The following is an 18,844-nucleotide window of genomic DNA, read 5'->3' on the forward strand; positions in this document are numbered from 1 at the left end:
GTTTTTGTTGATCTGGCGGTGCGTTGATCCGTGTGACGATTGGGTGTGTGAACAGCGACCAGGACAAGCCCTCTGACCGGACCGCACCGAGTCGAATTGCGTCATTCTCCGCCGGCGCCGCCATTGTCCTGCTGTTGTCGGCGATTGCACTGGCAGTCTGGAGTCGCCTCGACGCCAAGTTCGGTGTAGTCGGCGATGCCGCGCCCCCTTCGGGCGTCGACGAGCATCCGTGGAACTCGGCCACATTCCTTTCTGTGTCGGCAGCCGTCGTCGCCGTAGTGCTTCTGATCCCGCTCCAGCGCACTCTGCGGCCGCGGACAGCCGCCACGCCACCCCGTTGGGGTTCCGTGGGTGTGGTGGCGATCTGCGCGCTCGTGTTCCTCGCCGCGTTCAGCACCGGCGTGCCTGGCCACTTCCGCGATGTCATGAGTGAAGGCCCCATCACGGTGGCGCTGCCGGCGGCGGTGGGCGCCTGGGTGCTTGCCATCGCCGGTGCAGTCGCCACGGTGTTCGCGGGCTTCGGGCTGCCCTGGTGGACTCGACGCGTGAAGTCGGCGCTGGTGGTCGGTGTCGTCGTCGCGGTCGTGCTGTCCGGCGCGGTGACCGTCGCCGCGGGGTTCGCCGGTAACGACTCCAGATTCATCGACGCGACCACAGCGGATCGAGTCGACATTCCGCCGTACCCGACCGCGCTCGGTCAGCACAGATTCAGCGTGAAATTACCTGGGGCGCTCAGCACCTCCGCTGCACCCCAGTACCAAATCTGGCCTGCGGGAGCGGGTTTCGTGCTCACTCACGCCGGAGCCGTCACCGCGTACGGTGCAGACGGCCAAGAGCGTTGGCATTACCGCCGAACCGGCCCGGGGCCAGCTGCCATGTCGGCGCGAATCTACGACGAGGGCGCCACCGTAGTGGTCGCGGATCTCGGTGCAGCACCGTCTGACTCCCGACATCCCGAATACGTTCTCGTGGGCCTCGACGCGACCACCGGGCACCGCCTGTGGACGCGACGAAATGCGCGATTGACGTCGGCATTCCTCAGCAAATCGGGACTGTATGACCCCAGTCCGTTCCTCATCTACCGCACCGAAGAGACCTGGACCCGGTTCGATGCCCGCACCAGTCGACCAATGTGGTCAGTGGCCAATCCCAGTGGCGACTGTAAGGAGCAACGCACGGCCGATACCGGCAACCGGCTCGCCTCACTGCTGTGGTGCGAGCGCGAGAAGGACGGCCATCGCGTGGTGGACCAGAAAATCCTCGCGGTCGATCCGCAGAACGGTGAGAAGTTCTGGGAGCACACGTACTTGCCAGACGTATCCCTCGATGACGATTCCTGGCGCGACTATTCGGTGTACCCGTACCCGACCGGCTCGGCTGGGCTCTACCTAAGGGTCGATGCGAACGACCCACACCGCGCTAACGATTTCTACGTCGATCCGGGCAGGAAACTCATCGTGCCGCTGCAACCGCCTCTGGCGGCACAACCGACACCGGCTCCGGCTGAGGACTTTCTGGTCAGTCACCTCGCATACAAACGCACATGGGACGTGCTGTCGGTGTACGGCAGCGACGGAACACCGAAATGCACCACTACGACCCCGCTAGAAGCCGCGGGCTCGCTACTGCCGGACCGCCGGCAGACCGACGTGGGCTATGTGGCGTTGCGCGATGGCTTCGTGGTCTACGACTACGGCCCGGACTTCAGGTACGACGAACATTCGTTCTTGCGGATGTTCAGCAACACAACGTGTCAGCCGGTGTCCGAAGTCCCCTTCGACGCGATCCTCGGACTGGTGGCCGCGCCCGGCGTCTTGTTGGCACTACGCCAGGACGTTCCCGACATGGAGACCGTGGTGATCGAGGGCTACGCCTGAGCTTTCACGGCCAGAGCTTCTAGGCGAAGTCGGGCTTGCGCTTGGCCAGGAACGCGTCGACGCCCTCGCGGCCGTCGGCGGAGTTGGCCCGCTCGGCGATGAAGCGCCCTTCAGCAGCCATCTGCTCTTCGAGGCTGTTCTTGAACGAGGACACCAGCAGCGACTTGACCGCACCGTTGGATCCGCCGGACCCGGCGGCCACCTGCTCGGCAAGTTTGGCGGCACGCGCGGCCAGTTCGTCGCCCGCGACCACCTCGGTGACCAGTCCCCACTCCTGTGCCTCGGCGGCCGTGAGCGTGCGGTTGGTGAGGATGAGTTCCTGTGCCCGGCGCAGGCCGACGAGCCGCGGCAGGTGATAGGACGCGCTGCCGTCGGGGCTCAGGCCCACCTTCGTGTAGGCCATGGTGAAGGTGGCGGATTCGGCGGCCAGGACCAGGTCGCCGGTCACCGCGAGGCTGAACCCGGCGCCGGCCGCGGTGCCGTTGACCGCGGTGATCAGCACGGCATCCATCCGGGCGAACGATGAGATGGCCTGGTGCAGGTCGTCGGCGACGCCCTTGATGAAGCGGCCCCGGTCGGGCGCGGTGGCGAACGATTTGAGGTCGCCACCCGCGCAGAAGAACCGGCCCGCACCGGTCAGCACCACGACCTTGGTGGCGGGCGTGTCGCAGCGCCGCGCGGCGTCGGCCAGTTCGCGAGTCATGGTGTCGTTCATGCCATTCGCGGCGTCCGGGCGGTTCAGCGTGATGTACGCGACGGCTCCGGACTGTTCGAACGAGATGGCTTCATAGGTGGGCTCGGTCACGGCCCGAACTCTAGCGGGCCGGGGTTTGCGGCGGTCGCACCCCCAGTCGGGCCGCGGTGGCAGTCACCAGCGGACTGAAGTCGCCGTCGAACCCGAGGATCCGAAGCGCCGCCTCCGCAATCACCCAGGGCTGCGCGGGCGTGCCCTCGACCTCGTCGGAGCGGGTGTTGACGACCGATTCGACCAACCGGAACGGCAGGTCGGCGGCCGCGGGTGGACCCTCGCACTCGGCGATCACCGCCTCTGACAACCTGCGATACACCTCGCGAAGCTCGGCGCGCCGTTGCCGGAACGGCGCGAACCGGTCGGTCCGGAGCTCGGGAAGCAGATAGAGGGCACCCAGATTCCACCGTCCCGCACACAACTGGCGTGCATCGGCGACGGCGAGGATGTGCAGGCGTTGTGTCGCCGTACCTGCGCCGTCGAGCAGTTCGGCACCCAGGCGCAAGGCCTCGTCGACGGTGCCTGCCAGCAGGGCGTCGAGGATGTCGTCCTTGGTGGCGAAATGGTGGTACAGCGAGGCCTGTCGCACCCCGACCTCGTCGGCGATCCGCCGGGTCGACGTGCTGGCGTAGCCGTGGTTGGTGAACAGCTCGGCGGCGGCGTCGAGGATCTGTTCGCGGGCAGTCGTGCCCGGTCGCCGCGGCCGCTCCAGCCGCGGGCGTCCGCGCCCGGCACTGGCGTTCGCCGGTGTCGTCTCAGCCCCCATGCCAGCAACAGTAAGAGACGTCTGCGGACCTGACCGACAGCGCGGTCGGGACAGCGCCAAGTCTTGATGTTGCTGTGACCGGACACCGGTCGTGGCACCCACCCAGATATGGCACGCTGGTGCCATCCGATCTCCCGCCTCCGGTGCACAGCGAAGGTGACTATGGCTCCCGGCAAATCCAAGACCGCGAGATACACCGAAATCGAGCGGAAGTTCGCCGTCACCGAGGACACCGTCTCGCCCTCGTTCGAGGGTTTGTCGGCCGTGACCGAGGTGGAGCACACCCCGACCCAACATCTGGATGCGGTGTACTTCGACACCCCCGATCGCGACCTGGCCGCGCACCGCATCACGTTGCGGCGCCGCACCGGCGGCAGCGACGCGGGCTGGCACCTGAAGCTCCCGGCCGGGGTCGACACCCGCACCGAGGTCCGCACCCCGCTGGGCGCGGGGACCGACACGGTGCCCGAGGATCTGCGCGACATCGTGCTGGCGATCGTCCGGGATCGTCCGCTGGCCCCGGTGGCCCGGATCAGCACCGAACGCAGCGTCGAGGTACTGCACGGGACGGACGGCGTCGCACTCGTCGAATTCTGTGATGACCGGGTGACCGCTTCGGCCGTTGAGGGCGAAGAACAGAGCTGGCGGGAGTGGGAGCTGGAGCTGCTCACCGCCGATGTGCCCGACGACCTGATGGATCGGCTGTCGAACCGGCTGGCGGATGCCGGCGCGGAACCGGCCGGGCACGGTTCGAAGCTGGCCAAAGTCCTCGGTACCGACCAGGTCCCGGCCCCGACTCCCCCGGCCGATCCGGTACACCGGGCCATCGCGGAGCAGATCGACGCACTGCTGGAGTGGGACCGCGCGGTACGTGCGGACGCCTACGACTCGGTGCATCAGATGCGGGTGACGACCCGCAAGATCCGCAGTCTGCTGCAGGAGTCCAAGGACTCCTTCGGACTCGATGACGACGGCTGGGTGCTCGACGAGCTGCGGGCGCTGGCCGCCGTCCTGGGTGTGGCCCGTGATGCCGAGGTGCTGGGCGAGCGCTATCAGCGCGCGCTGGACGAGATGCCCGCCGAGCTGGTCCGCGGCCCGGTGCGCCAGCGTCTGGTCGAGGGTGCCAACCGCCGCTACACCGCCGGCTGGCGACGTTCCCTGTTGGCGATGCGGTCGCAGCGCTACTTCCGGCTGCTGGACTCACTGGAAGAGTTGGTCAGTGCCGAGCAGGCGGAATCCGCGGACTCTGCAAAGTCTTCGGTGAGTATCGACGCCGCGTACAAGCGGGTACGCAAGGCGGCCAAGACCGCTGCGGCGGTGGCTGCCGAAGATGCCAGCGCTGAGGAGAAGGATGAGGCGCTACACCGGATCCGCAAGGGCGCCAAGCGGCTTCGTTACACCGCGGCTGCGACCGGGGCGGACAAGGTGTCCGATCGGGCGAAGAGCATCCAGACCCTGCTGGGCGACCACCAGGACAGCGTGGTGAGCAAGGCACATCTGAGCACCCAAGCCGATGCCGCACATGCCGCCGGTGAGGACACCTTCACCTACGGGCTGCTCTATCAACAGGAGCACGACGCCGCCCAGCAGTCCCGGGCGTTGTTGGACGACGCGCTGAAGAAGCTGGCCAAGGCGGTGCGCAAGGCCCACTAGGGGGCTGGGGGCGAACGAGTTGGCCTGTAAGCCGGATTCTGTGCTGGCCCTCCCGTTGCCAGGAGGGTCAGTGGCGACCATCCATCTGGACACACCGTTGCCGGGTGCCTCGAGCGGCCTACCCGCAGGCTCGGGCGAGCAGCCCTCGAACGCCTGCGCGGCCGCAACCAGGTTGCGGCCTTCTTGGCCTTGCTTCGGGTGGGGTTTGCCTAGCCACCCCGGTCACCCGGGGTGCTGGTGCGCTCTTACCGCACCGTTTCACCCTTACCCCTGGCCGCAAGGGCTCAGGTGGCGGTCTGTTTTCTGTGGCACTTTCCCGCGAGTCGCCTCGGATTGCCGTTAGCAATCACCCTGCTCTGTGAAGTCCGGACTTTCCTCGACACCCGAAGGTGCCGCGGCCGCCCAGCCAACTCGTTCGCGCTGGTCAGACTACCCTCAAAATCATGGCTCAGGTGCCACCGGCACGATATTTGCTCCGCGCGAAGGATCTGGCGGACGCCCGCTACGCGGATCCGATCACCGTCGACGACCTTGCCGCGGCGGCCGGCTTGTCCCGTGCGCATTTCAGCCGCATGTTCACCCGCACCTTCGGCGAGTCTCCGCGCGCCCATCTGCAGAGCCGGCGCCTGGAGCGGGCTGCGGCACTGCTGCGCAACACCGACCGCTCGGTGGCGGACATCTGCGTGATGGTCGGCCTGCACAGCGTGGGGTCGTTCACCACAAGTTTCGCTCGCGTGTACGGCAAGCCTCCGGCGGCCTATCGCGCCGGCCTGCCGCCTGCGATGCTGCGCGCCCCGGTGCCCAGTTGCATTCTGGCGCGCGATACCCGGCGCGCGCACACCGGACGGGCCAAGACAGCACAAACGGAGAAGACGGCCGGGCCGGAGCGGACGTAGCGTCTGCTCATGATGAAAATCGCTTACACGCATCTGTGGGTTCACGATCAGGAAGTCGCGTTGAAGTTCTGGACCGAGAAGGTGGGAATGGAAGTGCGCGAAGATGTTTCGTTTCCGGAGGAGATGGGCAACTTCCGGTGGGTCACGGTCGGCCCGCCGGGACAGGAGGACGTCGGCATCGTGCTGATGGCTGTGCCCGGCGAGCCCGTGATGGATGAAACGACCCGCAAGCAAGTCCAGGAGCTGACCGCAAAGGGCTTCGCCGGCACGGTGTTTCTGACCACCGACGACTGCCAGAAGAGCTACGAGGAGCTCACTGCCCGCGGCGTCGAGTTCACCGAGCCGCCCAATCAGATGCCCTACGGCATCGACTCCGGATTCCGTGACCCGTCGGGCAACAGCATCCGACTGACCCAACGCACGGACTGAACCGCAGTGACTAAGCCGCGGGCGCGCAGCGCGCGAACTCGATCGCGACCCGCAGCTCGGTCACGCTGTCGTACCTCTCGATGGGCCCGGGTGGCGGCGGGGCGGTGGACCGGTAGACCGCGCCGGTCGGGGTGACGAATTCGGCTGTGTGCACACCGTTCTCGTCACTGGTCGTCACTCTCCACCCGGGTGATTCTTTGACGTAGTTGCACCGTTCACACTCGCCGAGAGCGTTGCGTGCACTGGTGGGACCACCCCGGGCATGCGGCTGGGCGTGGTCGTAATGGCGGATCGGGGCGTCGCAGTAGGGGGTTCTGCAGGTCTGGTCCCGCAATCCGATGAATTGGGCCAGCGCCTTGGGAAACAGCCGCGACCGTGACTCCATCGCCACCAGCGCCCCGGATTTCGGGTGTCGGTAGAGCCGCCGCAGGGTGGCCCGCGACCGCTCGTCGGCCACCGCGTCACTCACGAGGGAACGGGCCACCGACGCCGGCACCGGTCCGTATCCCTCGACCACGGCCGGATTCTCGTCTTCCCCGACCAGAGTCTGGTCGGAGAGCAACAGATTCACCGCCACCGGCTCGGGCACCGTGGCGGGGCGGCCGGTCACCCGCTCCGCCACGGTGTCGGCCATCACCTGGCCGCGCGTCCGGCCGTCGAACGTCGTATCAGCGCTGCGTTTGAGCGCCGCATACACGCCCACGCCCTTCTGCACCGGCAACAACACCGTCAGCCGCGCCATGCAGTCCGGCGCGGGCCGGATCCAGACATCTCGATCCTCCGCTGCCTTCGCCATCCGGTCGACGAATGCCTGAGGATCCAGCCGGTAGGCGATCTTCCTGGCTTCCGCCTCGATCCGCCCGTTTCCCAGACCGTCAAGCTTGGTGACATCGCCACACATCTCGGCATCCAGCGCCCGGCGATCCTCGACCGTCAGGCATGCCGACTCCCGCACGATCAAAGTCGCCCGCCATTCCGACAGCACACCGGACTCCAGCGCCGCCAACGTGTGCGGCATCTCGTACACCAACGCCTTGGCGAACCCGAGATGCCGACTGCCACACGTCGGCGAATCATGGCGGGCCAGCGCGATCTCCGAGGCCACCCCACGACCTCGTTTGGCCCTCGGCACCCGCGCCGCCGCCTCGTCGGCCCGGCGCTTCTCGTCCAACAAGGCCGCGCACCGGGCCTGGCCGGCGGCCGCAGCCGACTTGGCCCGTTCGAGTTCCTCGATGCGCCGATGCAACTCGGCCTCATCGGCATGTGGGTTGACCTGCGCCAAACCCGCAATATCGAACATACATTCGACTATGCCACACGGGTACGACAAGTCGATTCAGCCCAAACGACGCAACACCATCACGTTGTCGATCAAGGTGCCGGGTTGCCCATCGGGACCGGTCGCCTCCCGCTCGTCGGCACCCACCCGAACCCGTTCCCATTGCGCGTCGTCGAGGCTCAGCGAGTCGACCACCTCGTCGGCGCTGGGGAACGGAAATTTCCGGACATGCTCGGGAGCCCAGGGCGGCGCAGCCCCGTGATCGACAACGACCAGCAGGCCGCCGTCGGCCACAGTACCGGCGGCGCGACGCAGCATCGCGGCACGGTCCATGCCGATCGGCGACTGCAGGAACTGGGCGGAGACGAGGTCGAAGCGACCGTCCGGAAGGCTCTCGGACAGGTCGTGGCGTTCGAACGTGATCCGTTCCGCCACACCACGTTCCCGCGCCTCGGCCGCGGCCCGGGCGAGCGCGGTTTCGGAGACGTCGACTCCCGTGACCTCCCAGCCGTGTTCGGCCAGCCAGACGGCGTCGCCCCCCTCACCGCAGCCCAGATCGAGAGCCCGGCCCGCGGGCAGGCCCTCGGCGATCTTCGCCAGCTGAGCATTGACCCGGCCGCTCCAGATGCGGCCGCGCTGCCCGTAATGCCGTTCCCAGTACTGGGCAGTGACGGCCGTCTGCGCGGGCCACGGCGGCACCGGCAGTCCGACGTCTTCGCCGAGCAGGTGCTGCACGACGGCGGCGCCGGCCTGGCTGCCCGATGCGACAGCCGCGGCCACCTGGGGCATCTGGGCACTCAGGTCACCCGCGGCGAACAAGCCCGGCACCGAGGTGCGTGCGAACCCGTCAACGAGCAGCGCATCGGCGGCGATCGGCCCGGGCGCCGAGACCGCCCCGAGTTGCGCGGCCAGCGGCGAGCGCTGGTGCAGTGTGGCGGCGACGAGCGCACCGCGCCTGGCCAGCCGGGTGCCATCGGCGAATTCGACCGCTTCGAGTTCACCGTCGCGGGCGACGAAGCCGGCGATCGAACGGTCGTCGACACTGATTCCGGCCGCGTCCAGCTGCTTGACCTGTGCGTCGTCCAGCCCACTGTCCCCGTTCGTCAATACGACCAGATCCTCGGTCCAGCCGCGCATCATCAGCGCCGAGTGCACCGCACGGTCGCCCTGGGCAATCACGGCGACCGGCGCGTCGCGCATCTCCCAGCCGTGGCAGAACGGGCAGTGGAAAACCGAGCCGCCCCAGAGGCCTTCGAGCCCCGCGATGTTCGGCGCGCGGTACTCCATGCCGGTGGCCAACAGCATCGTCCTCGCCTGCTCGCGGGTTCCGTCGGCCAGCTCGAGGGCGAATCCGGGCTCACCACGTACGACTTCGCCGGTGCGCACCTCCACGGTGGGGTAGGCAGCCAACTCGGCGCGGCCTGCCGCATAGAGGTCGGCAGGCGGACGGCCGTCACTGCCCAGCAGACCACCGATGCCGGGTGCGGCCAGGTTGCTCTGATTCCCCGCGTCGACGAGCAGCACGCGCCGGCGGGCCCGGCCCAGCACCAGCGCCGCACTCAGTCCGGCCGCCCCACCACCGACGATTACGCAGTCCCAAACATTCTCCATGACTTCGAGCTTGCCCAATCACATGGCAAAGTGCCAAGCTAATTTGCCATGGAGGCAAACGCAGCCGATCCGGCCGACATCGACGCCCTGGTCCGCAGCCGGCTTCGTGAGTTGCGCGCCCAACGCGGGCTCACCCTGGAAGATGTTGCGCGCCGCGCCCAGATCGACGTATCGACGCTGAGCCGGCTGGAATCGGGCAAGCGCCGACTCGCCCTGGACCACCTACCCCGACTGGCCGCCGCGCTGTCGGTCACCACCGACGAGTTACTGCGCGCGCCACAGGCCGAGGATCCCCGGGTCACCGGCAGCTCACACACCCACCACGACATCACCTACTGGCCGTTGACCCGGCAGGGCCCGGCGTCCGGGCTGCACGCCTACAAGATCCGGATCAGTGCCAAGCGCCGCAAGCCACCCGCCGAATTCCCGGTCCACGAAGGACGCGACTGGATGTACGTGTTGTCGGGCCAATTGCGCCTGATCCTCGGCGAGCAGGACTTCGTCGTCAAACCCGGTGAGGCCGTGGAGTTCTCGACCTGGACCCCGCACTGGTTCGGGGTCATCGACGGACCGGTCGAGGCGATCACGATCTTCGGCCCGCACGGCGAACAATTACACCTGCACGCCTGACCTACAGGTATGCGGTCTGGTTCACCAACCGCACCGAAGATCCACCGTCGCCGTAGAACTCGGCGATCGACAGCGAAGCCAGATCCAGGTGCAGCCGGTACAGGATGCCCTCCCCCGCATCGAGCGCCAGCCGCAGGATCGTCTTGATCGGGGTCACGTGCGAGACCACCAGAACCGTTGCCGCGCCGTACTCGGCGACGATCCGGTCGCGGGCCCGACCGACACGGTGCGCCACCGCATCGAAGCTCTCGCCACCGGGCGGCTCGACGCTGGTGTCACGCAGCCAGCGCCGGTGCAGTTCCGGATCCCGTTGCGCGGCTTCGGCGAACGTCAGTCCTTCCCACGCGCCGAAGTCGGTCTCGATCAGGTCATCGTCGACACGGACGTCGACGCCGAGCGCCTTGGCCGCCGCCGCTGCGGTCTCATAGGCCCGCTCCAGCGGCGAGCTGACCACCGCCGCGACACCCCCGCCGGCGCCCAGATACCGCGCAGCAGCGTCGGCCTGCCTGCGCCCCTCCTCGGTCAGCACCGGGTTCCCGCGGCCCGAATAGCGCCGGGCGATGGACAATTCGGTCTGACCGTGCCGCAGCAGCAACAGCCGCGTGGGAGCGCCGGTCGCACCGGTCCAACCCGGCGCCGACAGCGCAGCCTTCTCGGCCTGCACGGGCTCCTTGGCCGGCTCGGGCGCAGGCTGCTCGGTGAGAATGCCTGCCGCAGCGTCCATGGCTTCGTTCGCCAGCCCGTCGGCATGGCTGTTGCGTTCGCGCGGAATCCACGTGTAGCTGGCCCGGTCGAAGCCCGCGGCCAGCTCAGCCGCCCGGCGCTGCAGAGGAATCAGGTCGGGATGCTTGACTTTCCAGCGTCCCGACATCTGTTCGACGACGAGCTTGGAATCCATCGACACTGCCACCTCGTCCGCGCCCAGCTCGGTAGCGGCCTCCAAACCGGCGATCAGGCCGCGGTATTCGGCGACGTTGTTGGTGGCGCGGCCGATCGATTCCTTACGTTCGGCCAGTATTGCGGTGTGTTCGGCGTCGAACACCACCGCGCCGTAGCCCGCCGGTCCCGGATTTCCCCGGGATCCGCCGTCGGCCTCGACGAGAACCTTCACTGCTTGAACCTCAGCAGGATCGCTCCGCACTCGGGGCAGCGCAGCACGTCATCCTCGGCCGCCGCAGCGATCCGGGCGCTCTCACCGCGGTCGATCTCGATCCGGCAAGCGCCGCAGCGCCGGCCCTGCAGCAACCCGGCACCTGCCCCGCCTCGGGAGCGCAGGCGTTCGTAGAGACCGACGAGCTCAGGATCGATCAGACCGACGAGTCCTTCGCGGCGGGTCACCGCCTGGTGCTTGGCCTGGTCGATCTCCACCAATGCCGCGTCACGGGCCTGCTGTGCCGACGACAGCGCGGCCTGAAGGTCATCGATGCGCTGCATCGCTTCGGCCTGCTGTCCCGCCAGTTCCTCGCGGCGTTCCATGAGCTCCAGCAGGGAGTCCTCCAGGCTCGATTGCCTGCGCTGCAAGGTTTCCAGCTCATGCTGGATCTCGGCGACCTGCTTGGCGGCCACCGTGCCACCGTCGATCAGCTTGCGGTCGCGGTCCTCCCGCTGACGGACCGAGTCGATCTCGCTTTCGAGCTTGGTCACCTGGGCTTCCAGGTCTTCCAGGGCGATGCCGAGCACGCCGACCCCGTCACCGGCGGCGGCGTGCGCGGCCTGTGCCTCGTCCACCTTCTGCTGTTCGGCCAGGTGCTTGGCGCGGTGCTCGATGCGCCCGAGTTCGGCATCGACCTCCGTCAGCGCGAGAAGCGAACGTTGTTGTTTTACTTCGGCTTTCATGCCCTGACTTTCATGTTGTTGGTAGCGATCAGCACTCGACGTTCCACGGGTCGGTGCGTACGGAGGACACTCGCACCTTCAGCGCGTCACCGAACTGCCCGCGCAGGACTCCGGCGGCCTGGGCACACCAGGGGAACTCGGTGGCCCAGTGCGCCACGTCGATGAGCGCGACCGGTGACAGGCGTCGGTGCTCATCAGCGGGATGGTGCCGCAAATCCGAGGTGACGTAAGCCTGTACGTCGGCGCGGGCCACTGTGCCCAACAGTGAGTCGCCCGCTCCCCCGCAGACGGCGACGCGCGACACCATGGCGTCGGGATCCCCCGAGGTCCGCACCCCCCACGAGGTGGCCGGCAACGCAGCTCGGACGCGGGATGCGAACGCCGACAAGGGCTCTGGCCGATCCAGCTGCCCGATCCGACCGATGCCCACGTCCCCGGGGATCGGCGCCAGCGCGAAGATGTCGAAGGCAGGTTCCTCGTAGGGGTGCGCGGCCCGCAGGGCAGACAGGATGGTGGACCGAAGCCGCGACGGCGCGATCACCTCGACCCGGTCCTCGGCCACCTGCTCGACGGTGCCCACCTCGCCGATGGCCGGGGCGGCCCCGTCGTGCGGCAGGAACTGGCCGGTTCCGGCCACACTCCAGCTGCAGTGCGAATAGTCGCCGATGCGCCCGGCGCCCGCGTCGAACAACGCCTCGCGCACCGTCGCCGCGTCCGCCGCCGGTACGAACACCACCCATTTGTCCAGATCGGGACCGGATGCCACCGGCGACAGCACCGCGTCGACCCTCAGACCCAACGCCTCGGCCAGCGCATCGGACACGCCGGGTGAGGCCGCGTCGGCATTGGTGTGGGCGGAGAACAGGGCCCGGCCGGTGCGGATCAACCGGTGGATCAACGCGCCCTTGGCGGTGTCGGCCGCGACGGTGTCCACGCCGCGCAGCAGCAGCGGGTGGTGAGCCAACAGCAGGCCGCGGTCCGGGACCTCGTCGACCACGGCCTCGGTCGCGTCCACGGCGATCGTGACCGATTCCACCGGCTCGCCGGGGTCGCCGCACACCAACCCGACCGAGTCCCAGTCGTGGGCCAGGTGCGGCGGGTATGCCGCGTCCAGGGCGGCGATCACGTCGGCCAACGGCACCCCGGCCGGTCGCGCGCTCATTGCAGTACCTCCGTCATGGCGTCGACGAGTGCGGGCCATTCCGGCCGCACCGCAGCACGCAGGTAGTTTTCCGGCAGGCCCACGAAAGTATCGCAACGCCGTACCGCGATGCCTTTGCTTTCCAGATGTTTCCGCATCAGCTCCGCGTCGGGCACGGTGAACAGCACGAATGGCGCGTCGCCCGCCACCACGCCCAATCCGAGCTCCTCGAGCCCGGCGACCATCGAGGCCCGCAACCCGGCGAGCCGCCGGGCTGAGGCGTCCGCCTCGGCCACGGCCTCCGGACTGCCGGTCGCGGCGATGGCCTCCAGTTGCAGGGTGCCCAGGGGCCAGTGCGGACGCGGCGCGGTGAGTCGGGCCAGCTCGTCGGGCGCGCCGAGGGCGTATCCCACCCGCAGCCCGGCCAGTGCCCAGGTCTTGGTCAGGCTGCGCAACACCAGCACGTCGGGCAGTGATTCGCGGGCCAGTGTCTGCGCCTCACCGGGAATACCGTCGGCGAACGCCTCGTCCACCACCACCAGTCGACCCGGCCGGCACAACACCAGGATGTCGTCGGCGCGGTGCAGCACCCCGGTCGGATTGGTGGGGTTGCCGATGACCACCAGGTCCGCTTCCTCCGGCACGACAGCTCCGGTCAGCGTGAACGGCGGCGGCAGCACCACGTGCTGGATCGGCACACCGGCTGCGGCCAGGACGGCTTCGGGTTCGGTGAACGATGGGGCGACCAGCGCAGCCAACCGTGGCCGCAGCCCGGCGAGCAGGGCGAAGCCCTCGGCTCCACCGGCCAGCAGCGCCACCTCGTCGGTGGCTCGGCCGTGCCGCGTCGCCACGGCTTCCACCGCACGGCGTTGATCGGCCTGGGTCGGGTAGCTGCCCAGGTCCGGCAGTCGGGCGGCCAAGCGGTCGGTCAGCCAGACCGGCGGCCCACCGGGGCGGACGTTGACCGCGAAGTCCAGCATTCCCGGCAATGCGGCCTGGTCGCCGTGGTAGCGGGCGCCTGCGCGGGGTGGGTTCGGCACAGCACGACACTAGTGGTCGGAGGGCTGCCCGCGGCATACGGGAGAATGGGGACGTGACTGACACGCTGGAACTCACCCGACCGCAGCTGGTGCTGTTCGATCTCGACGGCACCCTGACCGATTCGGCGGCCGGGATCGTGTCGAGCTTCCGCCATGCCCTGACCCATGTCGGCGCCGGTATTCCGGAGGGTGACCTGGTCGGACGCATCGTCGGCCCACCCATGCACGAGACGTTGCAGGCGTTGAGTCTGGGTACGACGAGTTTCGACGCCGACGCCGCGATCGCGGCCTACCGCGCCGATTACACGAGCCGCGGCTGGGCGATGAACAGCCTGTTCGACGGGGTCGAGGCGGTGCTGGCCGATCTGCGGGCCGCCGGAGTGCGGCTGGCAGTCGCGACGTCGAAGGCCGAACCGACCGCGCGACGCATCCTGGAGCATTTCGGCCTGGACGGCTATTTCGAGGTGATCGCGGGAGCCAGCCCCGACGGCGTCCGGGCAGCCAAGGCCGACGTGGTCGCCTACGCGCTGGCCCAGTTGCAGCCCCTGCCGGAGCGCGTCCTGATGGTCGGTGACCGGATGCACGACGTCGAGGGTGCGGCCCAGCACGGTATCGACACCGTGGTGGTCGGCTGGGGTTACGGCGCCGCCGATTTCACCGGCCCCACCGCGGTCGCGGCGCACGCCCACGTGGACAGCGTTACCGCACTTCGGGAGGTGCTCGGTGTCTGAGCTGCATGTCACGTTCGTGTGCTCGGGCAACATCTGCCGGTCCCCGATGGCCGAGAAGATGTTCGCCCACCAGATCCGCGAGCGCGGCCTGGCCGACGTGGTCCGGGTGAGCAGCGGCGGCACGGGCGGTTGGCACGCCGGTGACGGCGCCGACAGCCGCGCCTGCCTGGTGTTGTCTGAGCGCGGTTATCCCAGCGAGCACGTCGCCGCCCAGGTCTGCGATGACCATCTCGGCGCCGACATGGTGGTCGCGTTGGGCCGCAACCACCTGCGCATCCTGACCGATCTGGGCGTGGTTCCCGACCGTTTGCGGATGCTGCGCTCGTTCGACCCGCGCTCGGGAGCGCACGCCCTCGACGTGGAGGATCCGTATTACGGCGGCAAGGCCGATTTCGAGGACGTGTTCACCGTGATCGAGTCGTCCCTGCCCGGGCTGCACGCCTGGGTCGACGCGGCGCTGGCCGACCGGGGAATCCGGGGAACGGCAGTCTGATGCGACGCCTGACCTTCCTGCTGCGGCCGCAATGGGTGGCGTTGTTCATCGTGGTGGCCGCCTTCGCCTACCTGTGTTTCACGGTGCTGGCGCCCTGGCAGCTGGGCAAGAACACGAAAACCTCGCGTGAGAACAACCAGATCAGCCATTCGCTGCAGGCCGATCCGGTCCCGGTGACCACTGTTCTGCCACACCAGGATTCGGTCGCGCCCGATGCCCAGTGGCAGCGGGTCACGGCGACCGGGCACTACCTGCCGAAGTCGGAGGTGCTGGTCCGGCTGCGGGTGGTCGACGGCGAACCGGCCTTCGAGGTCCTCACCCCGTTCGCCGTGGACGGCGGGCCGGTGGTGCTGGTCAATCGTGGCTTCATCACCCCGATCGACGGAAACAAGGTGCCCCAGTTCGCGCCGGCACCGACCGACCGGGTGACCGTGACCGCCCGGGTCCGGGATGCAGAAGCACGCCTGCCGGGGAAGGAGCCGTTCCGCGGCGACGACGGCGCACAGCAGGTGTACTCGATCAACCCCGAGCAGATCGCCGCGCTCACCGGTGTGCCGCTGACGGGGTCGTATCTGCAGCTGGTGGCGAACCAACCCGGCGGTCTCGGGGAGTTGTCCCTGCCGCACCTCGACGCCGGACCGTTCTTGTCCTACGGCATCCAGTGGATCGCATTCGGCATCGTCGCCCCGCTCGGCGTGGGCTACTTCGTCTACGCCGAGATTCAGCAGCGCCGGCGCGAACGGGCCGTCGCCCAGGCGGCCGCAAAGGAACCGCCCCGCGAACTCACCGGCGAGGAGAAGATCGCCGATCGCTACGGCAAGCGGCGCTGACAACCACAAGTAGCACCGACACGGCCGCCGCCGAGGCCTGCACCGCGCGCGAGAGTCGCACCGTGCGGGCCACATCCACCACTTCGGGAATGCGGCCGTCGCCCAGGGTGGGCCGGATTTCCAGTTGATGCGCGTACTGCGTCGGGCCGCCCAGCCGCACCCCGAGCGCACCGGCGAAGGAGGCCTCGGCCACCCCGGCGTTGGGGCTGGGATGGCGGGCCGCGTCGCGCCGCCACGCCCGCAAGGCCGCCCGCGGTGACCCACCCACCACCGGCGCACACAGCACCGTCAGAACCCCGGTCAGCCGGGCCGGCAGGTAGTTCAGCACATCGTCGAATCTGGCTGCGGCCCAACCGAAGTTGAGGTACCGCGGTGAGCGGTGCCCGATCATCGCGTCCAGCGTGTTGGCGCCCCGGTACACCAGCACCCCGGGTACCCCGCCGATCGCCGCCCACACCAGCGGCGCCACCTGGGCGTCAGAGGTGTTCTCGGCCAGCGATTCCACCGTGGCCCGGGTCAGACCCGAGGTGTCCAGTGCGGCCGGATCCCGCCCGCACAACGAAGGCAGCAGGGCGCGGGCGCCGTCGAGGTCGGCCGTTCCCAGCAGCGTCGACATCTGCCCACCCACCCGGTTGAGCGAGGTGCCACCGAGCGCGACGTAGGTGGCCGCCGCGGTCACCCAGATGCGGTCGCCGCGTCCCGCCGCCCAGCCCAGCCCGGCCAGCCCACCGAGCAGCAGCGCGGTGTGCACGGCACCTGCCCTGCGATTGTCGGCATAGGTCAGCTTCTCCAACCGTGCTGCGCCAGTGCCGAACCCGGCCACCGGATGCCCGCGGCGCGGATCGCCGAGCAGCAGGTCGGCCAGGAACCCGACGGCGATACCGGCGGCCCGACGGTGCCAGACCTGCGGGCTTCTACGCGCAAACACCCCGGCAGCGTCTCACAAGGTGGTCTACTCGAAGTCATGAGGCTGGGTCCGCCACGACGCCCGCGACGTGTCACCGATCTGCTCAACCCGGCGGCGGCGCTGCTGCCCGCGGCCAACGTCATCATGCAGCTGTCCTCCCCCGGGGTCGGCTACGGGGTGCTGGAGAGCCCGGTGGACAGCGGCAACGTCTACAAGCATCCGTTCAAACGGGCCCGCACCACGGGCACCTATCTGGCCGCGGCCACCATGGGTACCGACACCGACCGGGCGCTACTGCGCGCCCAGATCGACAAGGTGCATGCCCTGGTCCGCTCGCGGGCCTCAAGCCCGGTGTCCTACAACGCTTTCGACCCTCGGCTACAGCTGTGGGTGGCGGCCTGCCTGTACCGCTACTACGTCGACATGCACGAGTTCCTCTACGGCCCGCTCGACGAGGAATCGGCCGACGCGATTTACGCCGACGCCCGCGCGCTGGGCACCACCTTGCAGGTGCGCGACGAGATGTGGCCGGAAGACCGGGACGCCTTCGATACGTACTGGAAGCAGTCGCTGCACGACCTGCGGATCGACCCTCCGGTACGCGAGCATCTGCACGGCGTGGCAGCGATGGCGTTCCTGCCCGCCCCGCTGCGCCTGCTGGCCGGCCGGTTCAACCTGTTCGCCACCACCGGGTTTCTACCCGCAGAGTTCCGCAGCCGCATGCAGTTGCGCTGGACAGCCGATCAGCAGCGGCGTTTCGAGTGGCTGTTGACCGGGCTGCGGGTCGCCGATCGCGTGATCCCGCACGAGGTGTGGCTGTTGGGTTATCAGATCTACCTGTGGGACATGCGGATCCGCGACCGGCTCGGCAAGCGAGTGGTCTGACTCAGTCTGTTTCAGGAGGCCAAGATGACGTTCCCCGCTCTTGCTCATGTGGCGGTCACGGTTCGCGATCTGGCGATCAGCGGGCCGTGGTATCGAGCCCTGTTCGGTGCCGATCCGGTGCTCGACGAGGACACCGATGCCGGCTTCCATCACCTGGTGTGGCTGCTGGACGGCGGCACGCTGTTCGGCATCCACCAGCATCAGACCCCGGCCCCTGATGGACGTTTCAGCGAGTTCCGGGTGGGCCTGGACCACGTCGGCTTCGGCTGTGCGTCACGTGCGGAACTGCAGGCCTGGGTGGACCGACTCGACGGCCTGGGCATCGCCCATGGCGGGATCGTCGACGCACCGTACGGGTCGGGGCTCAGTTTCCGCGATCCCGACGGCATCGCGCTGGAGTTCTTCGCCGGAGCTTGAATTCGGGTCGTACGGCAGGGTATCGCCGAGTCCGTGGATATGATCCCACGCGGAGGAACCTTGAAAGAGCTCATTGCCCCGGTTGCCGCTTCCCTGGCAATCGGTTTTGCGATCGGCGGCCTCCACTCATCGGGCCCGCCGGTCGCCGCCCCGCAGGCACCGGTTCCGCCGCTGCCTCGGCCGGGCCTCTACACCGTCACCGAGACTTCGGCGGACCGTGCGCCGGAGCCCTACAACTGGACCTTGTCGGGGTGCGGCCCGCAGTGCCTGCACGTGCTCTCACCCGCGCCGGAGGGCACCTGGCAGCTGGATCTGGCTTGGGACCCCGCCGCCGATCGGCACAACGGCGCGTGGGTCGGTGAGCGCGTCAACCCCGGCATGCAGTGCCGGCCCGGCAGCCCCGAGTACAGGACGGGCCCGGTTCCGTTCAAATACGTCATCCGAGCCGATCTCACGGGATTCGTGAACATGAAGTTCTCCCGGGACAGCCCATCCTGCCGGGGCGATACCGCCATGCGCGGGCAACAACTCGCGCTGAGACGCGCGAAGGCGGTGTGGTCGTAGCACCGAAATTCACCAAGGACCATGACCGCAGTGGCCGCCAGGCCACAATCGGCCATCTCCGTTTGAGTTGCGGCCGAACATCTTTGGGCGGACGACGCAGAGCCCGCCGAC

At 68.5% G+C, this 18,844-nt stretch carries 20 protein-coding genes and 1 other RNA gene; 11 read left to right on the forward strand and 10 right to left on the reverse strand.

Features of this window, described 5'->3' with window-relative positions; genetic code table 11:
* Window positions 1–47 precede the first annotated feature (47 nt).
* Window positions 48–1,877 (forward strand): BamB-related PQQ repeat family beta-propellar protein, encoded by a 1,830-nt coding sequence (locus tag AB0876_RS24525; protein WP_526043144.1) that lies wholly within the window; start codon window positions 48–50, stop codon window positions 1,875–1,877.
* 19 nt (window positions 1,878–1,896) lie between these two features.
* On the opposite strand, the gene AB0876_RS24530 is transcribed toward AB0876_RS24525, so the two are convergent.
* Together AB0876_RS24530 and AB0876_RS24535 are read right to left on the reverse strand one after the other, a co-directional pair.
* On the reverse strand, window positions 1,897–2,682 hold the full coding sequence (locus AB0876_RS24530) for an enoyl-CoA hydratase/isomerase family protein (RefSeq protein WP_526043145.1): 786 nt from the start codon (window positions 2,680–2,682) through the stop codon (window positions 1,897–1,899).
* A 10-nt stretch (window positions 2,683–2,692) separates the two neighbouring features.
* Entirely contained in the window at window positions 2,693–3,391 is a 699-nt protein-coding gene (locus AB0876_RS24535; RefSeq protein WP_526043146.1) for a TetR/AcrR family transcriptional regulator, read from the reverse strand.
* A gap of 162 nt (window positions 3,392–3,553) precedes the next feature.
* On the opposite strand from AB0876_RS24535, the gene AB0876_RS24540 reads away from it, so the two are divergent.
* Complete coding sequence (locus AB0876_RS24540; protein WP_526043147.1) at window positions 3,554–5,044, forward strand: CYTH and CHAD domain-containing protein; 1,491 nt, start codon at window positions 3,554–3,556, stop codon at window positions 5,042–5,044.
* A gap of 11 nt (window positions 5,045–5,055) precedes the next feature.
* Here the strand turns inward: AB0876_RS24540 and rnpB are convergent.
* Window positions 5,056–5,458: RNase P RNA component class A (gene rnpB / locus AB0876_RS24545), an RNA gene on the reverse strand.
* Between the two features lie 29 nt (window positions 5,459–5,487).
* Between rnpB and AB0876_RS24550 the strand changes: the two genes are divergently transcribed.
* Together AB0876_RS24550 and AB0876_RS24555 are read left to right on the forward strand one after the other, a co-directional pair.
* Window positions 5,488–5,940, forward strand: coding sequence for a helix-turn-helix transcriptional regulator (locus AB0876_RS24550; protein ID WP_526043148.1), 453 nt, complete (start codon window positions 5,488–5,490; stop codon window positions 5,938–5,940).
* 9 nt (window positions 5,941–5,949) lie between these two features.
* A complete protein-coding gene (locus tag AB0876_RS24555; protein WP_491840543.1) occupies window positions 5,950–6,369 on the forward strand; it encodes a VOC family protein in 420 nt (139 codons plus the stop codon).
* Window positions 6,370–6,379: 10 nt separating this feature from the next.
* Here the strand turns inward: AB0876_RS24555 and AB0876_RS24560 are convergent, their stop codons facing one another.
* Window positions 6,380–7,669, reverse strand: a complete 1,290-nt coding sequence (locus AB0876_RS24560; protein WP_526043149.1) for an HNH endonuclease — start codon at window positions 7,667–7,669, stop codon at window positions 6,380–6,382.
* 36 nt (window positions 7,670–7,705) lie between these two features.
* The gene (locus tag AB0876_RS24565) at window positions 7,706–9,259 is read right to left on the reverse strand and encodes an FAD-dependent oxidoreductase (protein ID WP_491840541.1); all 1,554 of its coding nucleotides are present in this window, start codon (window positions 9,257–9,259) and stop codon (window positions 7,706–7,708) included.
* Window positions 9,260–9,307: 48 nt separating this feature from the next.
* Between AB0876_RS24565 and relB the strand changes: the two genes are divergently transcribed.
* Window positions 9,308–9,889 (forward strand): type II toxin-antitoxin system RelB family anti-toxin, encoded by a 582-nt coding sequence (gene relB / locus AB0876_RS24570; RefSeq protein WP_491840540.1) that lies wholly within the window; start codon window positions 9,308–9,310, stop codon window positions 9,887–9,889.
* 1 nt (window position 9,890) lies between these two features.
* Here relB and AB0876_RS24575 read toward each other — a convergent pair whose 3' ends face one another.
* Genes AB0876_RS24575 through cobC form a run of 4 tightly spaced genes read right to left on the reverse strand, consistent with a single transcriptional unit; the run spans window position 9,891 to window position 13,906 of the window.
* Entirely contained in the window at window positions 9,891–11,000 is a 1,110-nt protein-coding gene (locus AB0876_RS24575) for a bifunctional RNase H/acid phosphatase (protein ID WP_491840539.1), read from the reverse strand.
* Complete coding sequence (locus AB0876_RS24580) at window positions 10,997–11,725, reverse strand: zinc ribbon domain-containing protein (protein ID WP_491840538.1); 729 nt, start codon at window positions 11,723–11,725, stop codon at window positions 10,997–10,999. Before AB0876_RS24580 ends, AB0876_RS24575 begins: the two co-directional genes overlap by 4 nt.
* 28 nt (window positions 11,726–11,753) lie before the next feature.
* Window positions 11,754–12,887 (reverse strand): Nif3-like dinuclear metal center hexameric protein, encoded by a 1,134-nt coding sequence (locus AB0876_RS24585; protein ID WP_491840537.1) that lies wholly within the window; start codon window positions 12,885–12,887, stop codon window positions 11,754–11,756.
* A complete protein-coding gene (cobC, locus tag AB0876_RS24590; protein ID WP_491840536.1) occupies window positions 12,884–13,906 on the reverse strand; it encodes an Rv2231c family histidinol phosphate aminotransferase CobC in 1,023 nt (340 codons plus the stop codon). Before cobC ends, AB0876_RS24585 begins: the two co-directional genes overlap by 4 nt.
* A 53-nt stretch (window positions 13,907–13,959) precedes the next feature.
* Here cobC and AB0876_RS24595 point away from each other — a divergent pair, with 53 nt between their 5' ends.
* From AB0876_RS24595 to AB0876_RS24605, 3 genes are read left to right on the forward strand one after another with little or no spacing between them, the layout of a single operon-like run.
* A complete protein-coding gene (locus AB0876_RS24595) occupies window positions 13,960–14,637 on the forward strand; it encodes an HAD-IA family hydrolase (protein ID WP_088304476.1) in 678 nt (225 codons plus the stop codon).
* Window positions 14,630–15,130, forward strand: coding sequence for a low molecular weight protein-tyrosine-phosphatase (locus AB0876_RS24600; RefSeq protein WP_088304475.1), 501 nt, complete (start codon window positions 14,630–14,632; stop codon window positions 15,128–15,130). The genes AB0876_RS24595 and AB0876_RS24600 overlap by 8 nt, the downstream gene beginning before the upstream one ends.
* A complete protein-coding gene (locus AB0876_RS24605) occupies window positions 15,130–15,960 on the forward strand; it encodes an SURF1 family cytochrome oxidase biogenesis protein (protein WP_491840535.1) in 831 nt (276 codons plus the stop codon). The genes AB0876_RS24600 and AB0876_RS24605 overlap by 1 nt, the downstream gene beginning before the upstream one ends.
* On the opposite strand, the gene AB0876_RS24610 is transcribed toward AB0876_RS24605, so the two are convergent.
* Window positions 15,914–16,888: a cobalamin biosynthesis protein gene (locus AB0876_RS24610; RefSeq protein ID WP_491840534.1), complete on the reverse strand. Its 975-nt coding sequence runs from the start codon at window positions 16,886–16,888 to the stop codon at window positions 15,914–15,916. The genes AB0876_RS24605 and AB0876_RS24610 overlap by 47 nt on opposite strands.
* 36 nt (window positions 16,889–16,924) lie before the next feature.
* On the opposite strand from AB0876_RS24610, the gene AB0876_RS24615 reads away from it, so the two are divergent.
* From AB0876_RS24615 to AB0876_RS24625, 3 genes are read left to right on the forward strand one after another with little or no spacing between them, the layout of a single operon-like run.
* Window positions 16,925–17,752, forward strand: a complete 828-nt coding sequence (locus tag AB0876_RS24615) for an oxygenase MpaB family protein (RefSeq protein ID WP_491840533.1) — start codon at window positions 16,925–16,927, stop codon at window positions 17,750–17,752.
* A 24-nt stretch (window positions 17,753–17,776) separates the two neighbouring features.
* On the forward strand, window positions 17,777–18,169 hold the full coding sequence (locus AB0876_RS24620; protein ID WP_491840532.1) for a VOC family protein: 393 nt from the start codon (window positions 17,777–17,779) through the stop codon (window positions 18,167–18,169).
* 60 nt (window positions 18,170–18,229) lie between these two features.
* On the forward strand, window positions 18,230–18,733 hold the full coding sequence (locus AB0876_RS24625) for a hypothetical protein (protein ID WP_491840531.1): 504 nt from the start codon (window positions 18,230–18,232) through the stop codon (window positions 18,731–18,733).
* Window positions 18,734–18,844 lie beyond the last annotated feature (111 nt).

This window comes from Mycobacterium sp. NPDC049093 (assembly GCF_040704635.1).
Lineage (GTDB): Bacteria > Actinomycetota > Actinomycetes > Mycobacteriales > Mycobacteriaceae > Mycobacterium.